Origin of the sequence: Dyella agri (assembly GCF_044904705.1) — a bacterium.
GTDB classification, from domain to species: Bacteria; Pseudomonadota; Gammaproteobacteria; order Xanthomonadales; family Rhodanobacteraceae; genus Rhodanobacter_A; species Rhodanobacter_A agri.
Genome location: NZ_JADIKL010000009.1, coordinates 22525 through 44144, shown reverse-complemented (window position 1 = coordinate 44144; position 21620 = coordinate 22525). Strand labels below are relative to the sequence as shown.

Annotated in this window: 23 protein-coding genes; 1 reads left to right on the top strand and 22 read right to left on the bottom strand. The window is 68.5% G+C overall.

Features of this window, described 5'->3' with window-relative positions; all coding sequences use genetic code 11:
- Window positions 1-65: 65 nt before the first annotated feature.
- The 22 genes from flhA to ISP14_RS15065 form a co-directional block, all read right to left on the bottom strand.
- Window positions 66-2156: a flagellar biosynthesis protein FlhA gene (flhA, locus tag ISP14_RS15170; protein WP_404541392.1), complete on the bottom strand. Its 2091-nt coding sequence runs from the start codon at window positions 2154-2156 to the stop codon at window positions 66-68.
- 19 nt (window positions 2157-2175) lie between these two features.
- On the bottom strand, window positions 2176-3309 hold the full coding sequence (flhB, locus tag ISP14_RS15165; RefSeq protein ID WP_404541390.1) for a flagellar biosynthesis protein FlhB: 1134 nt from the start codon (window positions 3307-3309) through the stop codon (window positions 2176-2178).
- A gap of 3 nt (window positions 3310-3312) precedes the next feature.
- Window positions 3313-4080 carry a flagellar biosynthetic protein FliR gene (fliR, locus tag ISP14_RS15160; protein ID WP_404541388.1) on the bottom strand — a complete coding sequence of 256 codons (768 nt, stop codon included), beginning with the start codon at window positions 4078-4080 and terminating at the stop codon, window positions 3313-3315.
- A complete protein-coding gene (gene fliQ / locus ISP14_RS15155; RefSeq protein WP_404541386.1) occupies window positions 4080-4349 on the bottom strand; it encodes a flagellar biosynthesis protein FliQ in 270 nt (89 codons plus the stop codon). The genes fliR and fliQ overlap by 1 nt, the downstream gene beginning before the upstream one ends.
- 421 nt (window positions 4350-4770) lie before the next feature.
- Complete coding sequence (gene fliP / locus ISP14_RS15150; RefSeq protein WP_404541384.1) at window positions 4771-5598, bottom strand: flagellar type III secretion system pore protein FliP; 828 nt, start codon at window positions 5596-5598, stop codon at window positions 4771-4773.
- The gene (gene fliO, locus ISP14_RS15145; RefSeq protein WP_404541382.1) at window positions 5595-5993 is read right to left on the bottom strand and encodes a flagellar biosynthetic protein FliO; all 399 of its coding nucleotides are present in this window, start codon (window positions 5991-5993) and stop codon (window positions 5595-5597) included. Before fliO ends, fliP begins: the two co-directional genes overlap by 4 nt.
- A gap of 11 nt (window positions 5994-6004) precedes the next feature.
- Window positions 6005-6352: a flagellar motor switch protein FliN gene (gene fliN / locus ISP14_RS15140; RefSeq protein WP_404541380.1), complete on the bottom strand. Its 348-nt coding sequence runs from the start codon at window positions 6350-6352 to the stop codon at window positions 6005-6007.
- Complete coding sequence (fliM, locus tag ISP14_RS15135) at window positions 6349-7365, bottom strand: flagellar motor switch protein FliM (RefSeq protein WP_404541378.1); 1017 nt, start codon at window positions 7363-7365, stop codon at window positions 6349-6351. The genes fliN and fliM overlap by 4 nt, the downstream gene beginning before the upstream one ends.
- A gap of 16 nt (window positions 7366-7381) precedes the next feature.
- Window positions 7382-7915, bottom strand: a complete 534-nt coding sequence (locus ISP14_RS15130) for a flagellar basal body-associated FliL family protein (protein WP_404541376.1) — start codon at window positions 7913-7915, stop codon at window positions 7382-7384.
- Between the two features lie 203 nt (window positions 7916-8118).
- Window positions 8119-9312: a flagellar hook-length control protein FliK gene (locus ISP14_RS15125; protein WP_404541374.1), complete on the bottom strand. Its 1194-nt coding sequence runs from the start codon at window positions 9310-9312 to the stop codon at window positions 8119-8121.
- A 47-nt stretch (window positions 9313-9359) separates the two neighbouring features.
- Window positions 9360-9785, bottom strand: coding sequence for a flagellar export protein FliJ (fliJ, locus tag ISP14_RS15120; RefSeq protein ID WP_404541372.1), 426 nt, complete (start codon window positions 9783-9785; stop codon window positions 9360-9362).
- Window positions 9782-11149, bottom strand: a complete 1368-nt coding sequence (fliI, locus tag ISP14_RS15115) for a flagellar protein export ATPase FliI (protein ID WP_404541370.1) — start codon at window positions 11147-11149, stop codon at window positions 9782-9784. The genes fliJ and fliI overlap by 4 nt, the downstream gene beginning before the upstream one ends.
- Complete coding sequence (locus ISP14_RS15110) at window positions 11146-11775, bottom strand: FliH/SctL family protein (protein WP_404541368.1); 630 nt, start codon at window positions 11773-11775, stop codon at window positions 11146-11148. Before ISP14_RS15110 ends, fliI begins: the two co-directional genes overlap by 4 nt.
- The gene (gene fliG, locus ISP14_RS15105) at window positions 11775-12791 is read right to left on the bottom strand and encodes a flagellar motor switch protein FliG (RefSeq protein WP_404541366.1); all 1017 of its coding nucleotides are present in this window, start codon (window positions 12789-12791) and stop codon (window positions 11775-11777) included. Before fliG ends, ISP14_RS15110 begins: the two co-directional genes overlap by 1 nt.
- A complete protein-coding gene (gene fliF / locus ISP14_RS15100; RefSeq protein WP_404541364.1) occupies window positions 12781-14478 on the bottom strand; it encodes a flagellar basal-body MS-ring/collar protein FliF in 1698 nt (565 codons plus the stop codon). Before fliF ends, fliG begins: the two co-directional genes overlap by 11 nt.
- Window positions 14479-14524: 46 nt before the next feature.
- Entirely contained in the window at window positions 14525-14851 is a 327-nt protein-coding gene (gene fliE / locus ISP14_RS15095) for a flagellar hook-basal body complex protein FliE (RefSeq protein WP_404541363.1), read from the bottom strand.
- Window positions 14852-14960: 109 nt separating this feature from the next.
- Entirely contained in the window at window positions 14961-16394 is a 1434-nt protein-coding gene (locus tag ISP14_RS15090; RefSeq protein WP_404541361.1) for a sigma-54 dependent transcriptional regulator, read from the bottom strand.
- A gap of 344 nt (window positions 16395-16738) precedes the next feature.
- Window positions 16739-17293, bottom strand: a complete 555-nt coding sequence (locus ISP14_RS15085) for a PilZ domain-containing protein (RefSeq protein WP_404541359.1) — start codon at window positions 17291-17293, stop codon at window positions 16739-16741.
- 154 nt (window positions 17294-17447) lie between these two features.
- Entirely contained in the window at window positions 17448-17744 is a 297-nt protein-coding gene (locus tag ISP14_RS15080; protein ID WP_404541357.1) for a flagellar protein FliT, read from the bottom strand.
- On the bottom strand, window positions 17741-18163 hold the full coding sequence (fliS, locus tag ISP14_RS15075) for a flagellar export chaperone FliS (protein WP_404541355.1): 423 nt from the start codon (window positions 18161-18163) through the stop codon (window positions 17741-17743). Before fliS ends, ISP14_RS15080 begins: the two co-directional genes overlap by 4 nt.
- Window positions 18164-18176: 13 nt before the next feature.
- Window positions 18177-19634, bottom strand: a complete 1458-nt coding sequence (gene fliD, locus ISP14_RS15070) for a flagellar filament capping protein FliD (RefSeq protein ID WP_404541354.1) — start codon at window positions 19632-19634, stop codon at window positions 18177-18179.
- Between the two features lie 185 nt (window positions 19635-19819).
- Window positions 19820-21010: a flagellin N-terminal helical domain-containing protein gene (locus ISP14_RS15065; protein WP_404541352.1), complete on the bottom strand. Its 1191-nt coding sequence runs from the start codon at window positions 21008-21010 to the stop codon at window positions 19820-19822.
- 349 nt (window positions 21011-21359) lie between these two features.
- Here ISP14_RS15065 and ISP14_RS15060 point away from each other — a divergent pair, with 349 nt between their 5' ends.
- Window positions 21360-21620, top strand: a complete 261-nt coding sequence (locus tag ISP14_RS15060) for a hypothetical protein (RefSeq protein ID WP_404541350.1) — start codon at window positions 21360-21362, stop codon at window positions 21618-21620.

The window sequence follows — 21620 nt, the reverse complement described above, 5'->3', positions numbered from 1 at the left end:
ACCGCAAACGCGCTGCGCCGCCGCCTTTTCCGAATGCCGACTCTCGAATTCCGTCATCCCGGTTCTCATCGCCCCAAGGCCTGCACCAGCCGCACCCGACGGTTGTCGGGCACCTCGTTGTAGGCCAGCACGTGCAGGTTTTGTGCCACGTGCCGGGTGAAGCGCGCGAGCCACGGCCGCAACGGCGGCGCGACCAGCAGCACCGCGGGTTCGCCGCTCATTTCCTGGCGCCGCGCGGCGTCGGCCACGCTCTGCTGCAGGCGGTCGGCGAGGCCCGGTTCCACCGCGGCGCCCGCCACGCCGCCGCCGGACATCGAGCCGAGCAGGATCTGCTCCAGCTCCGGCGCCAGTGTGATGACGGGGATCTCGGTGCCCAATCCGGCGATTTCCTGCACGATCTGCCGGCCCAGCGACACGCGTACCGCGGAGCTGAGAACGCCGGGATCCTGACTCTGCCCCGCGTGCTCCGCCAAGGATTCGACGATGCCGCGCATGTTGCGGATCGGCACCCGCTCGGCCAGCAGGTTTTGCAGCACCTTCACTACCACGCCCAGCGCCAGCCGCTTGGGCACCAGGTCCTCGACCAGCTTGGGCGCGCCCTGCGCCAGGCGGTCGAGCAGCTGCTGCACGTCCTGGTGGCTGAGCAGTTCGTGCGCGTGGCCCTGCAGGATGTGCGACAGATGGGTGGCGATCACCGTGGCCGGATCGACCACGGTGTAGCCGTAGCTCTGCGCCAGCTCGCGCTGGCCCAGCTCGATCCACACCGCCTCCAGCCCGAACGCCGGGTCCTGGGTGGCGATGCCTTGCACGGTGCCGTGCACCTGGCCGGGGTTGATCGCGAGCAGGCGCTCGGTGTGCACCTCGGCCTCGCCCATCGGCACGCCCATCAGCATGATGCGGTAGGTATTGGGGCCGAGGTCGAGGTTGTCGCGGATGTGTACCGCGGGAATCAGGAAGCCCAGCTCCTGCGACAGCTTGCGGCGCACCGACTTGATCCGCCCCATCAACTCGCCGGCCTGGTGCACGTCGACCAGCGGGATCAGCCGGTAGCCCACTTCCAGGCCCAGCGGATCGACCGTGGTCACGTCTTCCCAGCCCAGCTCCACGCGTTCGGCCGGCGCGGCGGTAGCAGGTGTTTCGGCGGGCGCGGCGGCCAGCTTCTCGCGCGTCTCGCGCTGGCGCTTGAGCAACAGCCAGGCCGCACCGCCGCAGACGCCGCCCAGCAGCAGGAAGGCGATGTTCGGCATGCCGGGGATCAGGCCCATCACGATGAGCACCACGGCCGCCACCGCCAGCGCGCGCGGCTGGCCGAACACCTGGCCGGCGAGCTGCCGCCCCATGTCCTGCGCCTTGGACACGCGGGTGACGATGATCGCGGTGGCCACCGACAGCATCAGCGCCGGCACCTGCGCCACCAGGCCATCGCCGATGGTGAGCAAGGTGTAGGTCTGCGCCGCTTCGCCGGCAGACAGGCCGTGCTGCATCACGCCGACGAAGAAGCCGCCGACGATGTTGATGATCAGGATCAGGATGCCCGCGGTGGCGTCGCCGCGCACGAACTTCGAGGCACCGTCCATCGAGCCGTAGAAATCCGCCTCCTCGCGCACTTCCTGGCGGCGTTCGCGCGCCTGTTCCTGGGTCAGCAGGCCGGCGTTGAGGTCGGCGTCGATCGCCATCTGCTTGCCGGGCATCGCGTCCAGGGTGAAGCGCGCGGTCACCTCGGACACGCGGGTGGCGCCCTTGGTGACCACCACGAAGTTGATGATGGTGATGATCGCGAACACCACCAGGCCCACCGCGAAGTTGCCGCCGATCACGAACTCGCCGAACGCCTCGATCACCTTGCCCGCGGCACCGGGGCCGTCGTGGCCGTGCAGCAGCACCACACGGGTGGAGGCGATGTTCAGCGCCAGGCGCAGCAGCGTGGCCATCAGCACCACGGTGGGGAACGCGGCGAACTCCAGCGGCCGCATCACGTAGACCACCGCCAGCAGGATCACCAGCGAGAGCGCGATGTTGAAGCTGAACAGCATGTCGAGCAGGAACGGCGGCAGCGGCAACATCATCATCGCCAGCATCACCAGCATCATCACCGGTGCGCCGGCGCCCCGTCGCGCCAGCTGCCTGAAACTGCCCAGTACCTGCGTGCCCGTCATGGATTTGACTCGTAAACGATTAGCGATAGGGACCCATCAGGTCGGGATCGACCTCGGGATTCGGCGCGGCCGGTGGCGTCTCGCCTTGCGCCGCAGCCTGCTTGAGCTGGTAGACGTAGACGAGCACCTGGGCCACCGCCACATACAGCGCAGCGGGGATTTCCTGGCCTAGCCTGGTGGTTGCATACAAAGCGCGTGCCAGCGGCGGCGCCTCGACCAGCGGAATGCGATGGCTGCCCGCCACCAGGCGGATCTGCTGGGCCAGCACATCGACCCCTTTGGCGATCACCCGCGGTGCGCCCGTGCGTCCTTCGTCGTAGCGCAGCGCCACCGCGAAGTGCGTGGGATTGACCACCACCACGTCGGCCTTGGGCAGTTCCTCCATCATGCGGCGGCGCGCCTGCGCCATCTGCACCTGGCGGATGCGGCCCTTGATCTCGGGGCTGCCCTCGCTCTCCTTCATCTCGTCCTTGATCTCTTGCCGGCTCATGCGCAGCTTCTTGGTGTGGTCGTACTTCTGGTACAGCGCATCGAGGCCGCCGAGCAGTGCCAGGATGCTGCCGAACCACAGCGCGGATTGACCCAGCAAACCCAGCGCCTGCGCGATACCCGCCGACACCGAGCCGCGCCCGGTGGCCTGCAGCGGGTCCTGCCAGTGGCGCAGCAGCAGCGCCAGCACGGCGCCGATGAACACGACCTTGAGCAGCGCCTTGCCCAGCTCCACCAGGCCGCGCAGCGCGAAGATGCGGCCCAGGCCCTTGATCGGGTCCAGCCGTTCGAACTTCGGTTCCAGCGCCTGGCCGCTGAAGCTGAGTCCACCCAGCAACAGCGGCGCGGCCAGCGCCGCCAGCAGCGTGGCCAGCGCCACCGGCGCGAACAGCGCCAGCGCCTCGTGCATCGCCGCGTGCAGCGCGCGCCCCGGCAGCGCATCGGAGAACAGCGCCTCGCGCGAATAGCCGAGGCCAAAACCGAAAATGTTGCGTGCATGCTCGAACGCACGCGGGCCGCCGGCCATCAATGCCGCGACGCCGGCCAGCACCACCGCCGCGCCGCTGAGGTCGCGCGATCGCGGGACCTCGCCTTTCTCACGCGACTCCTTGAGCCGCTTTTCTGTCGGTTGTTCGGTTTTTTCCTGGTCGCTGTCGTCACTCATCGCTCAAGCCCCGAGCAGATGGCGCATCAGGTCCCACGCATCGCTCTGCAAGGCATCGAACGCGCCGGGCAGGCTGCGCAAAGAGAGCCACAACGCGATGAAGCCGAGCGAGACGGTGATCGGGAAACCCACCGCGAACAGGTTCATCGACGGCGCCGCGCGGCTGATCGCGGCAAAGCCGATGTTCACCACCAGCAGCGAGGTCATCGCCGGCAAGGCCACGCGCACCGCGCCGCCGAACAGCTGCACCCCGAAAGCGAGTACCGCGTGCAAACCGTTGGCATCGATCGCGAAGCCGCCCGGTGACGCACCGTGGAAACCGTCCGCGAGCAGCGCGATCAGGCGCAAATGGCCGTCCATCGCCAGGAACAGCAAGGTCACCAGCACCAGGTAGAACTGTCCCAGCACGTTGGAATTGCCGCCGGCCTGCGGATCGACCACCTCGGCGAAGCCCAGGCTCATGCTCTGCCCGACCAGGCCGCCGCCGAACTGCACCGCGTCGAACACCAGCTTCAGCACGAAGCCCACCGCCGCACCGATCACGATCTGACCCGCCACGCCCAGCATGCCGGCGGCGCTGAGGATATCCACCGCGCCCGGCGCCAGCGGCGCCAGCACCATAGCGAGCACCAGCACCACGCCCAGACGCACCCGCATCGGCAACACCGAAGCGCCGAACACCGGCGCCACCAGGCACAGGCCGCTCACCCGCGCCAGCGCCCACAGGAAACGACCCAGCCACGTCGCCAGCCAGGCCAGGTCCAGCGTCATCACCGGACCACTCCCGGCAAGCTCTCGATCAGCTGCGTGGTGTAGTGCACCAGCAGCCGCAGCATCCACGGCCCCGCGATCAACGCCACCAGCGCCATCGCAATCAACTTGGGAATGAAGCTCAACGTCATCTCGTTGATCTGCGTGGCCGCCTGCACCACACCGATCAACAAACCCACCGCCAGTGCGGTGAGCAGCAGCGGCGCCGCCACCAGCATCGCCACGTAGAGCGCATGCTGGCCGATCTCCATGATGGATTCGGGGGTCATGCGCAGCCTCCGCGCGCGCTGGCCTTCGCAGCGGCAACGCCGCTGCGCACCGAGTGCGGGCCAGGATGGCCCGCCGCTTTACCCGGGGCCCCTGGGCGGCGGTGAGGCGGGGACGAAAAGGCCGCGCAGCGGGCGAGTCCATGGATGGACTCGACTTTTCGCGCGGGCAGGAGTCCGCTCGAAAAACCCGGCGCCGACTCACGGACTTGCCGGGCAGGACGCCCGGCAAGCGCCAACCGGGGTGTCGTTTCCTCTTGGTTACTTCTCCTTTGGACAAGCAAAGGAGAAGTAACTCGGGCGCCGAAGGCGCACGAAAGCTCTTCGCGAACAAACCCGCCAGCGGCAAACGCTCCCGCGAGCACCCACCCCTCACCCCAACCCGCTCCCCAAAGGGAAGAGGGAGTAGACGTCCGCGCGGCGCTCATGTGTAGAAGCTCCCCGCCAACGTCCCCAGCAACAACGTCCACCCATCCACCAGAACGAACAGCATGATCTTGAACGGCAACGAGATGATCGTCGGCGACACCATCATCATGCCCATCGACATCAGCACGCTGGCCACCACCAGATCGATGATCAGGAACGGAATGAACAGCAGGAAGCCCATCTGGAACGCGGTCTTCAGTTCCGAAGTGAGGAAGGCCGGCATCGCCACCTTGAACGGCACGTCGGCCTTGCTGGCGTAGGGCGGCTCGCCGGACAGCTTGGTGAACAGCGCGAGGTCCGCCTCGCGGGTCTGGTCGAGCATGAAACGCTTGAACGGCGCACTGGCTGCCGGCAGCGCCTGCTCGGCGCTGAGCTGGCCGTCCATGTACGGCTTCACGCCGTCGGCGTAGGCGCGGTTGAGCACCGGCGACATCACGAACAAGGTGAGGAACAGCGACAGTCCCATCAGCACCTGGTTCGGTGGCGTGGACTGCGTGCCCAGTGCCTGGCGCAGGAACCCCAGCACGATGATGATGCGGGTGAACGAAGTCATCATCAGCAGGATCGCCGGCAGCAGGGTCAGCACCGTGAGCAGTGCCAGCATCTGCAGCGACAGCGTCCAGTTCTTCGCGCCGCCCGGCGCGTCGTGCACGGTCAGCACGGGAATGCCCGCATTGCCCAGGCCCGCCGGACTGGCCGGCATCGACAGCGTCGGCGTGGACGCTGCGGCCGCGGCCTGTGGCGCGGCCGACGCGAACAGCGGCAACAGCAGCAGGGTGAGCACGAGCCAGCAGCGCGCGGCGAATGGGAAACGGCGGGTCACGGCTTTGATTTCCAGCGTGTCAGCAACTGCGCGATGTTGGGCACGGCCGGCAGCGGCGCCGGCGGCGCGGGTTCGACCGGTGCCGTGCCCTCGTACACATGCAGCGTGCGCATGCCGCCCGGACCCACGCCCACCAGCAAGCGCTTGCCGTCGGCATCGAGCAGCAGCACGCGGTCACGCGCGCCCACCGCCATCGCCTCCACGCAGCGGATACGCCGCCCGCCCGGACGGCTGCGCAGCTGCAGGCGCCGCGACAGCCAGCCGGCCACGAAGATCAGCGCGACCACCGCGACGAGGCTGAGCAGGACGCGCAGCAGTTCGCCGCCCATGTTCATGTCGGCCGCCGGCAGCGCCGCAGGCGCCAACGCGAGTCGGATCCTGAATCCCGAGTCCATCACGGCCGCCGTCACCGCAGCTTGCGCACGCGCTCGGCGGGGCTGATCACGTCGGTCAGGCGGATGCCGAACTTCTCGTTGATCACCACCACCTCGCCGTGGGCGACCAGGGTGCCGTTGACGAACACGTCCAGCGGCTCGCCGGCGGCGCGATCCAGTTCCACCACCGAGCCCTGGTTGAGCTGCAGCAAGTTGCGGATGCTGATGCGGGTGCGCCCGACCTCCATCGCCAAGGTCACCGGCACGTCCAGGATCATGTCGAGATTGACCTCGCCGGCGCCCGTGCTGCCGCCGCGCAGGGAATCGAACTCGACGCGCTCGCCGGCATCGGCGACGAAGGCTTCAGTGGACTGGTTCATGCGATTTCTTCTCGGCTGGACTGGTCGCCGGCGGTGCGCACTTCGCGCCGCCCGACCTGGGTGTGGAAACGGATGGCGTTGCGGCCGTTGGCCTGGCCGTAGCGGCCGCGGAACAGCGGCACGTCCTCGGCGTAGACGGTGGCCAGCTCGGGCAGGTGGATCGGCAGCACATCGCCGGGACGCAGGTGCAGGAACTCGCCCAGGGTCAGCTCGATGTCGAGCAGCTGCGAGCTCAGCGGCACCTCGGCGTCGAGCACTTCGTCGCGCAGCAATTCGGCCCAACGGTCGTCGCGGTCGACGCGGTCGCTCTGCACGCCGGCGTCGAGCAGGGTGCGGATCGGCTCGACCATCGCGTACGGCAGGGTCAGGTGGATCTCGCCGCCGCCACCGTCGAGCTCAACGTGGAAACGCGAGACCACCACCGTCTCGGTGGGGCTGACTATGTTGGCGAACTGCGGATTGATCTCCGAGCCCTGGTATTCGAACTGCAGCGCGAGCACCGGCGCCCAGGCCTCGACCATCGCCGTGAACAGCTCGCCCAGCATGATCTGGATCACGCGGTTCTCGGTGGCGGTGAAATCGCGACCTTCGATGCGCGCATGGAAACGGCCGTCGCCGCCGAAAAAATTATCGATCACGGTGAACACCAGGCGCGGCTCGAACACCACCAGCGCGGTGCCGCGCAGCGGCTTGATCCTCACCAGGTTCAGATTGGTGGGCACCACCAGGCTGTGCACGTACTCGGCGAACTTCAGCATCTTCACGCCCAGCACCGAGACCTCGCAGGTCTTGCGCAGCACGCTGAACACGCCCGTGCGGAAGAACCGCGCAAAGCGGTCGTTGACCATTTCCAGCGTGGGCAGGCGGCCACGCACGATGCGGTCCTGCTGGGTGAAGTCGTAGGAGATCACCGCGTCCGGCGGCAGCGGCTGGTCGCCGCCGGTCTCCACCGCGCCGTCGGTCACGCCATCGAGCAGCGCGTCGATCTCGTCCTGGGAAAGCAAGTCGCTCATGCGTGCGTCGCTCCCGTCACTGCATCACGAAGCTGGTGAAGTACAGCGCGTCGATGCCGGGCCGGCCCAACCGCGCCTGGACGATCTTGCGCACCGCGTCGAGCGCCTGCGCCTGCAGCTTCTCGCGGCCGGCGGCATTGCTGATGACCGAGTAATCCTGGTTGCTGAACAGCGACACCAGGGCGTCGCGGATGACCGGATCGGTGGATTTCGCCACGTCGATCGCCTGCGGGTCGTGCGACATCAGGGTCACCGCCACCTGCAGGTAGCGCAGCGAGTCCTGGTCGCGGAAATTCACCACGAAGGCCGGATCCATCGGCAGGTACAGCTCAGCCTTGGGTGTCGCGGCCTGTTCGCCCGCCTTGGCGTGGGCGGCCTTCTTCGCCTGCCAGAAATAGCCGCCGCCGGCCAGCACCAGCAGCGCCACGACGCCGATCAGCAACGGGCTGCGTCGCTTGCGTGCCGCCGGCGCGGTTTCAGTCTGTTCCTCGTTGGCCACGGAATCCTCGATCTGCCTGGTGGAGAGCCGCGCGGGGTTGCGCGCACACACTGCCAAAGCAATCCATGTGCCATGCCCGGAAAGCCTTGCGGCGAGCCGGTTTGCAGGTATCGGCGGGAAAGTCGGCCGAGACGGCGGCGCTTTCTTGACGCGCGCCGGAAGCCCGCCGCGACGCAATCGCGACGCGCGTCAGGGAACCGGAAACGACACGATGCGCCGCCGCCATCGCGGCGCTATCTTGCGGCGCGGCGCTGTCAGGCGAACGTATCGAGCAGGCCGACCCGGCTCGTCGCGACGGCCTGCACGGCGCCGTGCGCTTCGCCGATCTCGTCCGTCGCCGTTGCGGCGCGGCCCTCGCCGCGCCCCCGTTCGTCGCCACGATTCTGCTGCTGCCCTACCTCGGCGTGGCCGAGCGACAGGCCGTGCCGGGCCAGCATGTTGTCGAGCTGCGGCAGGCTCTGCTGCACGGCCGCGACGGCGGCCGGATGCTGCGCGCTGAACACCACGTCCACGCGGTTGTGGCTCACGCTGAGCTGCACGTCCAGCGAGCCCAGGTCCTGCGGATGCAGGCGGATCTTGGCTTGCTGGATATCCTGCTGGCCCAGCCACGCCACCTGCTGGCCGAGTTCGTCGGCGAAACCGGTGCTGCCGGGCGGCGACGACAGCTGCAGTTGCGGCAGCGTCGGCGTCGGCGCGGCAGGCGCCGGTGTCGCTGCCGGCGCGGTGGCCAGCGCCAATGCCTCCAAGCCGCGATCCTTGCGCGTATCGGCGGCGGCCGATGCCAGCGCGCGCATCGCGTCACCCGGCACGCCCACCAGGTTCGCGGTCGGCGTGGCGGCGACCGCCGCCGCGGCCGCCTGCTCGTCCAGGACCAGGCGCTGCGGCATTACCGCGGCCTTGGCCTGGCCCGATGCCGAACCGTCGGCGGCGACCGTGGCATCGTCCGTATCGGCCGATGCTGCCGGCATGCCACCCGTCACCTGGCCGAGCATGGCGAGCATCGCGCCGGCCAGCGTCGCGGCAGCCGTTTCGTCGGGTGTTTCAGTCTTCGACGGCGTAGCCGTTTTCGATGCGGCGCCTTCCGCGACGGGGTCCGTGCCGGCAGTGGCCGGCGCGCCCTGGGCGGCGGCCAAGGCCGCCTGGAGCAGCGTGGCGTCCGCCTGTCCCCGTGGCGCGGCGGCGGCCTGTGCGCCGGCAGCCGGCGTCGTGGGCGTAGCGGCTGTCGTCGACACACCGGACTCCTGCGCGGGCTTGGCCGCGGCCTGGGTGGAAGCAGCATCGTCCTGCGCAGGCTGGCTCGTGGGCGGTGCGTTCCTGGCCGCTTGCAGGTGCTGGTCGAACGGATTCGGCGCCGCCTCGCCGCGCGGCGCATTGGCTGAAACGGCGGCGACCGGATTGCTCGCGCTTGGCGCGGCAGGCATCGCGGGAAGTACGGCAGGCGGTGTCATGGCGGAAGAATTCCTTTGCCGGGGGACGGGCGCGGCATCGCGGCGCCTCAGCGCGGCCGGCGATGCTGCATGCGCTCGTCGATCTCGGCTTGTTCGTGCCGCTCTTCGGCGCGGCGTTCGTGTTCCTGGTGCTGCGCGACCACGCTGCCCAGCGCGCTCTCGCGTGCATGCGCCTGTTTCCAGTGGTCGCGCACCTGGTTCAGCCGGCGATGCTGGCGGTCGATCTCGGCGGCTTGCTGGGCGATCGCCTGGTCGATGCGCGCGACGAATTGCTGGCGGTTGAGCAAGGCGCTGACGCTGACCGCGCCCTCGCCTGCCGCCGCGTATTCGTTGCGGTAGCGCTCCAGCTCGCCGAGCTGGTGTTCGGCCTTCGCCAGCTGCTGTTGCTGCGTGGCCAGTTTCGCCAGCGCGTCCTCGGTCTTCTGGTGGGCCTGGTCCACCGCCGGTTGCAGGCGCTTGGAGCGCGAGTTCATGCAGTCACCTGTGCGGCAAGAGTGTCGAGCCGCGCGACGGCGGCTTCCAGCGTCATCGGTTCGTCGACTTCCTGCTGCAGGAAGCCGCGCAGTTGCGGCCACAGTTCGATGGCGAGGTCCACCTGCGGATCGGAGCCGCGCTGGTAGGCGCCCACCGCGATCAGGTCGCGCTGCTGGCGATACGCCGAGTAGACGCGGCGGAAACGCTGGGCCGCCTGCAGGTGTTCGCGCTCCACCACCGCCGGCATCACGCGGCTGATCGACGCCTCGATGTCGATGGCCGGGTAGTGGCCGGCCTCGGCCAGGTCGCGTGACAGCACGATGTGGCCGTCGAGGATCGCGCGGGCGGCATCGGCAATCGGATCGTGGCGATAGTCGTCACCTTCGGTGAGCACCGTGTAAAACGCAGTGATCGAACCGCGCCCCTCGGCGTCGTTGCCGGCGCGCTCGACCAGTGCGGGCAACATGGCAAACACCGAGGGCGGATAGCCCTTGGTGGCCGGCGGCTCGCCGATCGCCAGCGCGATCTCGCGCTGCGCCTGGGCGTAACGGGTGAGCGAATCCATCAGCAGCAGCACGCGCTGGCCGCGGTCGCGGAACCATTCGGCGATCGCGGTGGCGTATTGCGCACCGCGCAGGCGCTTGAGCGGCGGTGCGTCGGCGGGCGCGGCCACGATCACCGCGCGGCGCCGGCCTTCCTCGCCCAGCGTGTGTTCGACGAACTCCTTCACCTCGCGGCCGCGTTCGCCGATCAGGCCGACCACGACCACGTCGGCGTTGGTGTAGCGGGTCATCATGCCGAGCAAGGTGGACTTGCCCACGCCGGAGCCGGCGAACAGGCCCAGGCGCTGGCCGCGGCCCACGGTGAGCAGCGCGTTGATCGCGCGCACGCCCACATCCAGCGGCGCGTCGATCGGTTTGCGCGCCATCGGGTTGATCGGCTCGTTCTTGAGCGCCGCGTGCTCGTCGACATCGAGCGCGCCGAGGCCGTCCAGCGGCAAGCCGTCGGCGCCGACTACCCGGCCCAGCAGATGCGCCCCCACCGGCAAGCCGCCGCTGCGCGCGCAGGGACGCACCCGTGCATTCGGCAACACGCCATGCATGTCGCCCACCGGCATCAGCAGCAGGCGTTCGTCGGCGAAGCCGACCACTTCGGTTTCCAGCTTGCCGCCGTCGGCGGTGTCGACCAGGCAGCGCGCGCCTAGCGCGGCTTCGCAGCCTTCGGCCTCCAGGGTCAGGCCGACTACGCGGCGCAGGCTGCCTTCCACCGCCAGCGTGCGTGCCGTGGCCGCGCGGGCGGCCTGCCGCGCGAACTGGCGTTGCCAGCGTTCGCGTCGAGCGACCGGATCGGCAGCCGTGTTCATGCGTCGCCGCCGTCTGGCGCGGCGGCTTCGCCGAGCACGGCGTCGACCATCGCCGCCAGGCGGGTTTCCACCCGCGCATCGAGTCGCGAGTGCTCGCTTTCCAGCCGGCAGTCGCCACGCGCCAGCGTGGGGTCGGCCAGCAGTTGCCAGTGGCGCTCGGCCGAGCCCAGCTCCTGCAGCAGGGCCAGGTCTTGCGGATGCAGGTGCACGCGCAGTTCGCGGGTGGCCGCCGGCAGCGCGTTGGCCGCCTCGCGCACGGCGCGCGCGACGAGCTCGGGCGACAGCTGCAATTCGCGGGCGACTACCCGGCCGGCCACCACCATTGCCAGTCGCGCCAGTTCCTGGACGATCTGCTCGTCGAATACCTGCAGCGGGCGCGCTGCCGCCTCGTACACGGCGTCCAGCTGGGCCATGCGCTCGCGCAGCTCCTGCCGCGCCGCGGCCCGGCCCTCGGCGATGCCGGCGGCATGGCCTTCATCGCGTGCCTGCTGTTCGAGCGCCTCCAGTTCGTACACGGTCGGCTGCGGTGGCGCGGCGTCGGCGCGCGACACGTCCGGCGCGGCGCCGACTTCCGGCAACTCCCAGCGCCGGAAGTCCATCGCGGCGTCGTGGATCGCGGCTGCCATCAGACGTATTCATCCCCGCCGCCGCCCAGGCTGAGCTGGCCGGAGTCGGCCAGCTTCCTGGCCGCGGCCAGCACTTCCTTCTGCGCGGCGTCGACTTCGCTGAGTCGCACCGGACCCTTCACTTCCAGGTCGTCGCGCATCATGTCCGCGGCACGCTTGGACATGTTGGCGAAAATCTTCTCGCGGATCGCCGGCTCGGCGCCCTTCAGCGCGGTGATCAAGATGCCCGACGGCACTTCGCGCAACAGGGTCTGCATGCCGCGGTCGTCCAGCTCGGCGAGGTCTTCGAACACGAACATCAAGTCCTCGATGCGGCCGCCCAGCGCCTCGTCCTGGCTGCGGATCGCAGTCATCAGCTCGGCTTCGCGGCTGCTGTCCATCGCGTTGAGGATGTTGGCGGCGGCCTTGAGTCCACCCACGTTGGCGGACTTGAGTTTCTTGGTGTTGCCGTTGAACTGGCGCTCCATGATCTCGTCCAGTTCGTTCAGCGCATGCGGCTGCACGCCGTCGAGGGTGGCGATGCGCATCACCGCGTCGGAGCGCACGCGCTGCGGCAGGTAGCCGATCACTTCGGCCGCCTGGTCCGGTTCCAGGTGCGCCAGCACCAGCGCGATGATTTGCGGGTGCTCCTGGTTGATCATTTCGGCGATCGCGCGGCTCTCCATCCACTTCAGCGATTCCAGCCCCTTGCTGCTGCGGCCGAGCAGGATGCGGTCGATCAGGCCGCCGGCCTTGGTCTCGCCCAGCGCGTTGGTGAGGATCTTGCGGATGTATTCCTCGGTGCCCACGCCCAGCGCGGTCTGCCGCCCCATGTCTTCATTGAGCTTGTCCAGCACCTGCTCGACCTGTTCGCGCGACACGCTGGCGAGCGCCGCCATCGCGGTACCGACCGCCTGCACGTCGCGCGCGCTCAGGTGTTTCAGCACCTCGGCCGCATCCTGCTCGCCGAGCGTCAGCAGCAGGATCGCCGCGCGCTGGGCGCCGGTGACGGGCGCTTCGGAACGGTTAGTTGCCATCTTCGCCCACCCAGTTCCTGACCACCTGCGCCACTTGCTTGGAGTTTTCGCCCACCATCCGGCGGGCCTGGCCGATGCGCTGTTCGTAGGCCAGCGTAGGCGCCATATCGATACGGACCGGTTGGCTGCTTTCGCGCGGCTCGTCGTCGCCTATCCGTACGGACACGCTCGGCAGCGGCGTCGCGAAGGCTTCCCGCGCCGGCGCACTGCGCAGCAAGCCCTTGAGCAGCGGGCGCAACAGACCGAACGCCACCAGCAGCGCTACCAGCACGCCGAGGCCTTGCTTGATCAGGTCCAGCGCGCCGGGGCGTTCCCACAGCGGCGTCGCCGGCTGCGCATCCGGTGCGCCGTTGCGATGGAAGGCCTGGTTGATCACGCTGACGCTGTCGCCGCGTGCGGCGTCGAAACCCACGGCGTTCTTCACCAGGTCGGTGAGGTGCTGCAGTTCCTGCGCGGTGAAGGGCACGCTCTTGGCGTCGCCGTTGGCGCCGTTGGCGCCGCCCACCAGCTTGTCGTCCACCACCACTGCCACCGTGAGACGGGCCAGGCGGCCGGCCGGGTCGCTGACGTGGCTGATGGTGCGGTCCAGTTCGTAGTTGCGGGTGGCGCTGTTGGAGCTGTCGGTATCGCGGCTGCCGGTCACCGCGGTCGCGCTGCCCGGTTTGGCGGCCGCGCCGGCGTTCGGCTTGGCGGCCGTGGGCTGCGCCACGGTCTGCGGCGGCTGGTTGCTGAGTGCGCCGGGCACGCCGCCGCCAGCCTCGCCCGCGCCATGCTGTTCGCTGCTGACCTGCTCACTGCGCAACGCGGGATGATCGTGGCCGTAGGTCTCGCTGGCCTTCTCGGTCTGGCTGAAATCCAGGTCCGCGTTGACCTGCGCGCGCACGCGGCCGGGACCGGCCAGTGGCGTCAGCAGTTCTTCGATGCGCTGTGCATAGCCGTTCTCGATGCGCGTGGCCAGCCGCAGGCGATCGTCGCCCGCCGCATCAGGCGAGTCCGCATTGCTGCTGGTCAGCAGCCGCCCCTGCTGGTCGACCACCGAGACCTGGTTGGGATCGAGCCCCGGCACGCTGGATGCCACCAGGTGGACGATCGCCGCGACCTGTCCCGCATCGAGCTGGCGTCCCTGGTACAGCGTGAGCAATACCGAGGCGCTGGCGCCGTGGTTGTCGCGGATGAAGGCCGAAGGCTTGGGCATGGCCAGGTGCACGCGCGCGGCGCGCACCGATTGCAGCGACGCGATGGTGGCGCCGAGGTCGCTCTCCAGCATCTGCTGGTAGCGCGTGCGTTCGGCGAGGTCGCTCATGCCGAACGGCGAATCGCCGGCCGACTGCGTGTTGATCGCGGCGCTGCCCTGCGGCAAGCCCTTCGCCGCCAGCCGCAGCCGCAACGCGGCCAGGTCGGCGGCGGGCACCATGATCGAAGTGCCATCGTCGCCCAGCTTGTATGCGGAACTGGAAGCTTGCAGCTCCTGGGTGATCGCGGCGGCGTCTTTCTGGTCCAGCCCGGCGTACAGCAGGCCGTAGTTCGGGCCGCGCGACCACAGCACCACCGCCACGCCGAGCGCTACCGCCGCAGCCACCGCCACCAGCAGCGCGAGCTGGCGCGCCGCCGGATTGCGGGTGATCTGCTTGAGGGAGTCCAGGCGCACGCCGCTGTTGTCGGTCGTGGCGATGGCGTTGTCGGCCATGCGGCTGCTCGTCGGTCAGTATGGTTCGGTAATCGTGGCGCCGGCGTCAGACCGACATGTTCATGACGTCTTTGTAGGCGTCGACCAGCTTGCCCTGCACCGCCACCATCGTGCGCAGCGAGAGATCGGCCTTCTGCACTGCGATCATGGTGCGGCCGAGGTCGGCGCCGGGATCGCCGCGTTCGAAGCTGGCGGCCATCTGACCCGCCTGCATCTGGCTGTTGCCCACGGCGGCGATGGATTGCTTGAGCAGGCTGGAGAAATCCGAGGGCCCGCTGCTGGCCGGCGCCTGCACCGCGGTTTCCGGCATGCGCACCTGCGCCGTCATCTGGCGCATCTGGGCAAGCAGGTTGTTGACGTCGATCGTGCTCATGGCGCGGGATCCATGCCGATGGGTGGGAGACGAAATCCCGTCGCGTGACGGGTTTGAAGCTGTGAATGCACGAGCCGTGCCACGCATCGCGCGCGATGCGTGGCCGCTCTCACGCCGCCAGGCTGTTGTTGGCCTGCAGGCCGTACTTGCGCAGCTTCTCCACCAGCGTGGTGCGCTGCATGCGCAGCAGGCGCGCGGCGTGCGCCACCACACCGCCGGTGACGTCGAGCGCCTGGCGGATCAGCCCCACCTCGATGTCGGCCAGGTGGTCCTTCAGGTCGATACCGTCCTCGGGCAACAGGCGCTGCGCCTCATCCACCGGCTGCACGCCGATCGCAGCGGAGGGCACCAGCCCGTCTTCCATCATGGCCAGCAGGGCGGCGCCGTGCACTTCGTCGCCGGCGTGCGCGTGACGGTATTTCGACGGCAGTTCGCTGGCGCGCACCTCGCCGTGCGGGCACAGGATCGCCATGCGCTCGACCAGGTTGGCCAGCTCGCGCACGTTGCCCGGCCACGCGTGATCGCGCAGCGTCTGCATCGCGCCGGCGCTGAAGCGCGCCACGCCGAGGCCGCGGCGGGCCAGGCGCTGGTTGAATTCCTCGATCAGCAGCGGCAGGTCTTCCAGCCGCTCGCGCAGCGCCGGCAGCTCCAGCGGGAACACGGACAAACGGTAGAACAAGTCCTCGCGGAAGCGGCCTTCGGCGATCGACTGCTCCAGGTTGCGATGGGTGGCGGCGATGATGCGCACGTCGCAGCGCTGGGTGCGGGTACCGCCCACGCGTTCGTACACGCGCTCCTGCAGCACGCGCAGCAGCTTCACCTGCATCGGCAGGCTCATGTCGCCGATCTCGTCGAGGAACAGCGTGCCGCCCTCGGCCAGTTCGAAGCGGCCCTTGCGCGCGCTGATCGCGCCGGTGAACGCGCCCTTCTCGTGGCCGAACAGCTCGCTTTCCAGCAGCTCGGCCGGGATGGCGCCGCAGTTGATCGCCACGAACGGCTTGTCGCGGCGGCCGGAATGCTCGTGCACGGCGCGCGCCACCATTTCCTTGCCGGTGCCGGACTCACCCAGCACCAGCACGGTCGAATCGAACGGCGCCACCTGGCGGATCAGCGCATTGACGCGCAGCATCGGCGCCGAGTTGCCCACGAAGCGCAGCGCGGCGGGCTGGGTATCGGGCTGGCGCGCATGGATGCCGCGCAGCGCCTCGGCCACCTGTTCGTAGCGCAACGGGAACTCCAGCATGCCCACGCGCGCGGCGGACTGCGCCGCTGTCCTCGCATAGCGCACGGCGAGCGGCACGTCGGCCGCCACCAGCATCGGCACGCGATGCGCGGCGTCGCCAAGCAGGCCCAGCTGGCGCTCGGTCTCGGCTTCGTCGTCGACGCCGCCCACGTATACCGCGCGCCAATCGTGAATGGACTCGTCGGCTAGCTTGCAGTCCGCGGCGTGTCGCGGCCGGTAGCCCAGGAAATGAAGCGCCGACAGCACGGCGCTTGCACGTTCCGCATCAGGCTCGATAACGAGGAAATCGAATTTCTGCACACCCCTTCTCCTTACGCACAAATCGCAGCCCACGGCTTCCAGCGGGGCGCGCTGTTCGTCTGTGCCGACTTTCCGTCGCCGGCTCGATGAACCAAGAGCAACAAGGAGGCCAACTTTGGCGGCCGTGGCGACAGCAAAACGTCGCTCGTCGGATGAACCACGACGGCCGGACTGGGCGGCGTGCGCAAGAGTTTGCCGCAAACGCATGAAACGAAAGGTCTTTGCCAGGCGCCGGCTTCGTGACGAAGGCATCCGGAAGCACGTGACGGGCGTCGAAATTTTTTCAGCGGAAGTTGCGCAACTGTGATCGATATCACATGCGAAATGACAACTACGTCGGCGGCTCATCCAAGCTGCTGGCGCGCCTCTGCCACTTTGCGTCGGTGATGACGGAACACGAGGCGCTCAATCGCGTCACTTATCGCATCGCCCGGCGTCGCGAATTCCATGAAACCGCGACCGTCGTCGAACACGCGCACCACGCGCCCCACCAGTTCGAGCGGCAAGCTGCGGCAGGCATCGAAGTGCAGGCGCAGGCGCAAGCCATCGCCGGGCGGCAGCAGCGCGGCCGGCAGCAGGGCACCGACGGCATTGAAACGCAGCGCATGGCGCGGCGGCAGCGTGGCGGCGGGTGCCAGCAGCTGGTTCACGATTTCCACCAGCGCGGTGAGCTTGGCATCCATGCGCAGCATTTCCTGCATCAATGGATTGTCGTCGTCGCCGAAATCGGCGCGGCGCTCTTCCAGCGCCGCCAGGGTCGCCAAGGTGTTCGCGTTGCGTTCGGCCAGCCGCTGCAGCAGCTCGGCCGGCGGCGGCCAGGCCAGTGGCTCGCTGTCGGAGTGCAGATGCTCCTCGCTGCTCAGGCGTTGATCGAATTCGTCCCAGCTGCTGGCAGTCATGTCGGCTCCGCGTGGTGGTCCGGGCCGCTGGTCGGCCCATGGCTGGTGTTGCCGCGGCAACATGCTCGCCCGCTCGCCGCGGATCAAGCGGAAGCGCGGTCAAGGCATGCAAGCGTGGAACGAACCGCGTCGACTCGCCATCTATTCCCCCGGTTTACCGGGCCAGGTCGACGTAGGTGCGCAAGGCGTGGTGTGCGTAGCCGTGGCGACTCAGCGCATCAGCGACCTCGGCGCGCGCGCGCGCGGCCAGGTCCAGCATCTCTTCATTGCAAGCCAGCAGCTGCTGCAACAGCTCGCGGCTGCGCCTGTCGCGCGGATGGCTGGCACGCAGCAGCGGTTGGCGCTCCGCATCCAGCCGGGGCAAGCTGTCCCAGCGGCCGTCGCGGGCGGCCGTCAGCATCGAGCTGCTGACCGCCAGCGCGCGCTCCAGCAGGGTGTGCCCTGTGCTCATGCGACGTTGCCGGGGCGGCCGGCGAGGTAGGCATCGCGGATGCCGTTCCAGCCGTCGCGCACCGGTTCGAGCAGCCGGATGCATTCGGCCAGCGCCGGGTCGTCGTTGTTGAGCTGAGCGAACAGCAGTCGGCGGTTGATGTAGTCGTAGAGCGAGTCCAGCCGCTGGGTCAGCGTGGCGTCGGCCTCGTGGTTGAGGCTGGCGCGCAGCTCGCCGACGATCGCCACGGCCTTGGTGATCACGGCGCCCTTGGCGGGCACGTCGCCGTGGCGAAGCAGCGAGCGCGCCTGCGCGATGCGTTCGATCGCGCCGTCCAGCAGCATGGCGATCAGCTGGTGCGGGTCGGCGCCCTCCACGCGCCCTTCGGCGCGGGTCTGCTGATACATCGCGCTGGCCTGGCGCATATAAGTGTTCGTCATGAACAGGCCTCCATCACTTGTTCGAGGAATTGCTGTTCAACATCGCCTGCAGCGAACTGGTGAGGTAGCTGCTGGTGTTGTTGAGCGAAGACATCAGCGTGTCCAGCGCGGTGTACTGCTGGCGCAACTGGGTCGTGTAGACATTCATGCGCGCGGTCAGCGCCGTCGATTCCTGGCTCAGATTGGTGAGCTGGTTCTGGATGCTGGCGGTGCGCGTGGCGATGATGCCGTTGCTGGCGGTGAAGCCGTCCAGCGAGCTGTTGAGGCGGGTGGCATAGCCTTTGGGGCCGGCGAACAGGTCTTGCACCGCGCCCGGGTTGTTCTGCAGCGCCGTGTTCAAGGTGGCGCTGTTCAGGGCGAGCGTGCCGTCGGCATTGCGGGTCAGGCCCAGCGCTGCCAGCGAACCGATGCTGTTGCCCGGCACGTTGCTGCTCAGCACGCTGTTGATCTGGCGCTGTACCGACATCAGCGTGGTATCGCCCAGCAGTACGCCGGCCTGCTGGGAGCTCGGGTCGTAGCTGCTCAGCGTGCCCACGGTGGAGACGTAGCTGTTGTAAGCGCTGACGAAGGCGTTCACCGCGGTGGTTACGCCGCTGGTGTCCTGGCTCACGGTGAGGCTGGAAGAGCCGGTGGCGGTCAGGTTCAGGGTGACGCCGTTCAGCGCGCCGCTCACTGAATTGGTAGCGCTGGTCACCGCGATGCCGTCGATGCTCAGGCTGGCGTCGCTGGCCTCGTTGGCGCCGGCCGTGTTCAGTGCCGTCGCCAGCGATGACAGCCCGGTACTGCTGCCGGCGCCCGTGTTCACGGTGAAGGCGTTCGCCACGCCGGTCTTGGTGGAGGTCAGCAGCAGCTGCGCGCCATTGGCGCCGTTGACGACGGTGGCCTGCACGCCGGGATTACCGCTGGACTGGTTGATCGCCGTGGCGATGGTGCTGATCGAATCGGTCGCCGAGACATTGAGGTTCATCGTCTGGTTGCCGACGCTGACCGTCAAAGTTCCGGCGCCCACCGCACTGCCCGAGGCATAGGCGGCGCTGGACCGCTTCTGCGCCGTGGCCAGGTGGTTCACCACCAGGTTGTAATTGCCCGGCTGCGCATTGGGCAGTGTCGTGGCGGTGCCCACCGCGGTGTTTCCGAACGTGGCCGCGTAGCTGTTGAAGGTCAGGCTGCTGCCCAGCGTGCTCAGCGTGGATTGCAGCGAGCTCAGCGCACTGCCCAAACCGGTCAGTCCGGCTTCCTGTGCCTGCAGCTGCGTGGTCTGGTTGCTGATCTGCTGCGACGGCCCCGCCTGCTTGGCGTTGACCAGCGCAGTGATGATGGCGTTGACGTCCAGCCCCGAGCCGATGCCCGCCGAGCTGAGCAGGCCGCTGCCCGGACTGTTGGTGCTGCCGAGGCCGCTCGAGCTGCTGCCCGTAGCACCACCCGTGGTGGTGGGCGTCGTGGTGGTGCCTACGCCGGAGATGGAGGTCATGGGATTTTCCTTTCGTGATCCGACCCCGATCGAAGGGGATTCGAGCATCACAGGCAAAACTCACGCCAGCCGCATGGGCTTTGCCTGAAATCCTCGTGGCGACGGCGGCTCCGCTGCGGGAGCCGCCACCGCCTGGGGGAACCATTCGCGGCGCACCCGGCCCGCGAACGGTTCCCCCGCCGCCGTCACTGCAGCAGCTTCAGCGCCAGCTGCGGGTTGGAGTTGGCCTGGGCCAGCACCGAGATACCCGCCTGCTGCAACACCTGCGCCTTGCTCAGTGCCGCCGTCTCGGAGGCGAAGTCCGCGTCCTGGATGGTCGACTGCGAGGCCTTCAGGTTGGTGGACTGCGCCGCCACTGTGGCAATCGTGGACTGGAAGCGGTTCTGCACCGCACCCAGCTGGGCGGCGAAGTCGGCCACCGTCTTCAGCGCCGCGTCGACCTGGGTGATCAGGGCGTTGGAGCTGTTCACGGTCTGCACGTTGCCAGTCTGCAGCGAGCCCGACACGGTGATGCTGCCCGAGGCATTGCTGGTCGTGGTGGCGCCATTCACGTAGGCGCTGCTGTTGATCGCACCGGAGCTGACCGCGCCACTCGATGCCGCACCGCTGTCGGTCACCTGGAAGCTGCCGTTGGCGAACAGGCTGACGCCGCCCTTGCCGTCAACCGCGGCGCTGACGCCAGTGACGCCCGCGGCGTTGATCGCGTCGGCCAGGTCCTGCACGTTGCTGGCGGTGCCGGAAAGCGTGACCGAGGTGCCGTCGGTGCCCTTGATGGAGATCTTGCTCAGGTCCATCGTCGTGGCGTTGCCGCTGGCATCGACGAATGCGCCGCTCAGGTTGCCGGTTTCCACCTGGGCGATCGAGCCCATGGCCGACGCCTTCACGCTGGTCTGCAGGTTCACGCTGATGGTCTGGCCCACGTCGGCGCCGACCTGGAAGCTCTTGGTGCCCAGCGAGCCGTCCAGCACCTTGGAGCCGTTGAACGTGGTCTGGTTGGCGATGCGGGTGATTTCCGCCAGGCGCTGCTGCACTTCCTGGTCGATCGAGGAACGGTCCGAGGCGGTGTAGGTACCGTTGGCGGACTGCACGGCCAGGTCGCGGATCGCCTGCAGGTTGGCGGTGACCTGGTCCAGCGCGGAGCCGGCGGTCTGCGCCAGGTTGATCGCGTCCGAGGCGTTGGCGCTGGCCTGCGACAGGCCGCCGATCTGGGTGGTGTAGCGCTGCGCGATCGCGAAGCCCGCGGCGTTGTCGGCCGCGCTGTTGAGCTTGAGGCCCGAGGACAGGCGCTGCGTGGCGGTGGCCAGCGCACTCTGCGACTTGGTCAGGTTGTTCTGCGCGTTCAACGAAGAAACGTTGGTGTTGATGACCAGTGACATGGAATGTCTCCTAATAAGCGGTCTTGAAGCTGTCGGATACCTTCTCCGGCGGTGCTCCTAGACCGGAGTGCCAACCGCCTCAGGGGATGTTTCGGCGACGGCGCAGGCTTCTTGAGCCTTTTCCGGAAATTTCTTTGCCTTGGCACGAAATGTGCGCCACGCCCGTTTCTCCGGGCATCGAGCGCATGCCGCGCCGCGCGCTTGCGAACGCACGACTGGCGCGGTTGCGCGCCCGCGGACCAGCCTGACTGTTGGCACCAACCTTGCTGCTGTCGGCGCAAGGCTGCCCGACGACGGAAACCCGTCGATGGCGCGGGCGCCAGGACTCACTTCGCGAGGCGCAGGACACATGCAAGCGGCCACCATGCAGGACCAGGCAACCGGGCACGCCAGGACGATTCCTTTGGCGCGCGCGCAACGGCCGGACGCAGATGCCTTGCTTCCTTATCTTCGTCGTATCGGCGCCACACGCTGGCACACCTGTTTCGGTCCGCTGGCGAACGAGCCGGAACGCTTGCCCGGCCTGCCGATCCACCACGACGCCACCACGGCGCAGATCCGCCGCGCAAGCGGATCGCTGGCCGGCCGGTTCGCCGGCAAGCCGGCATGA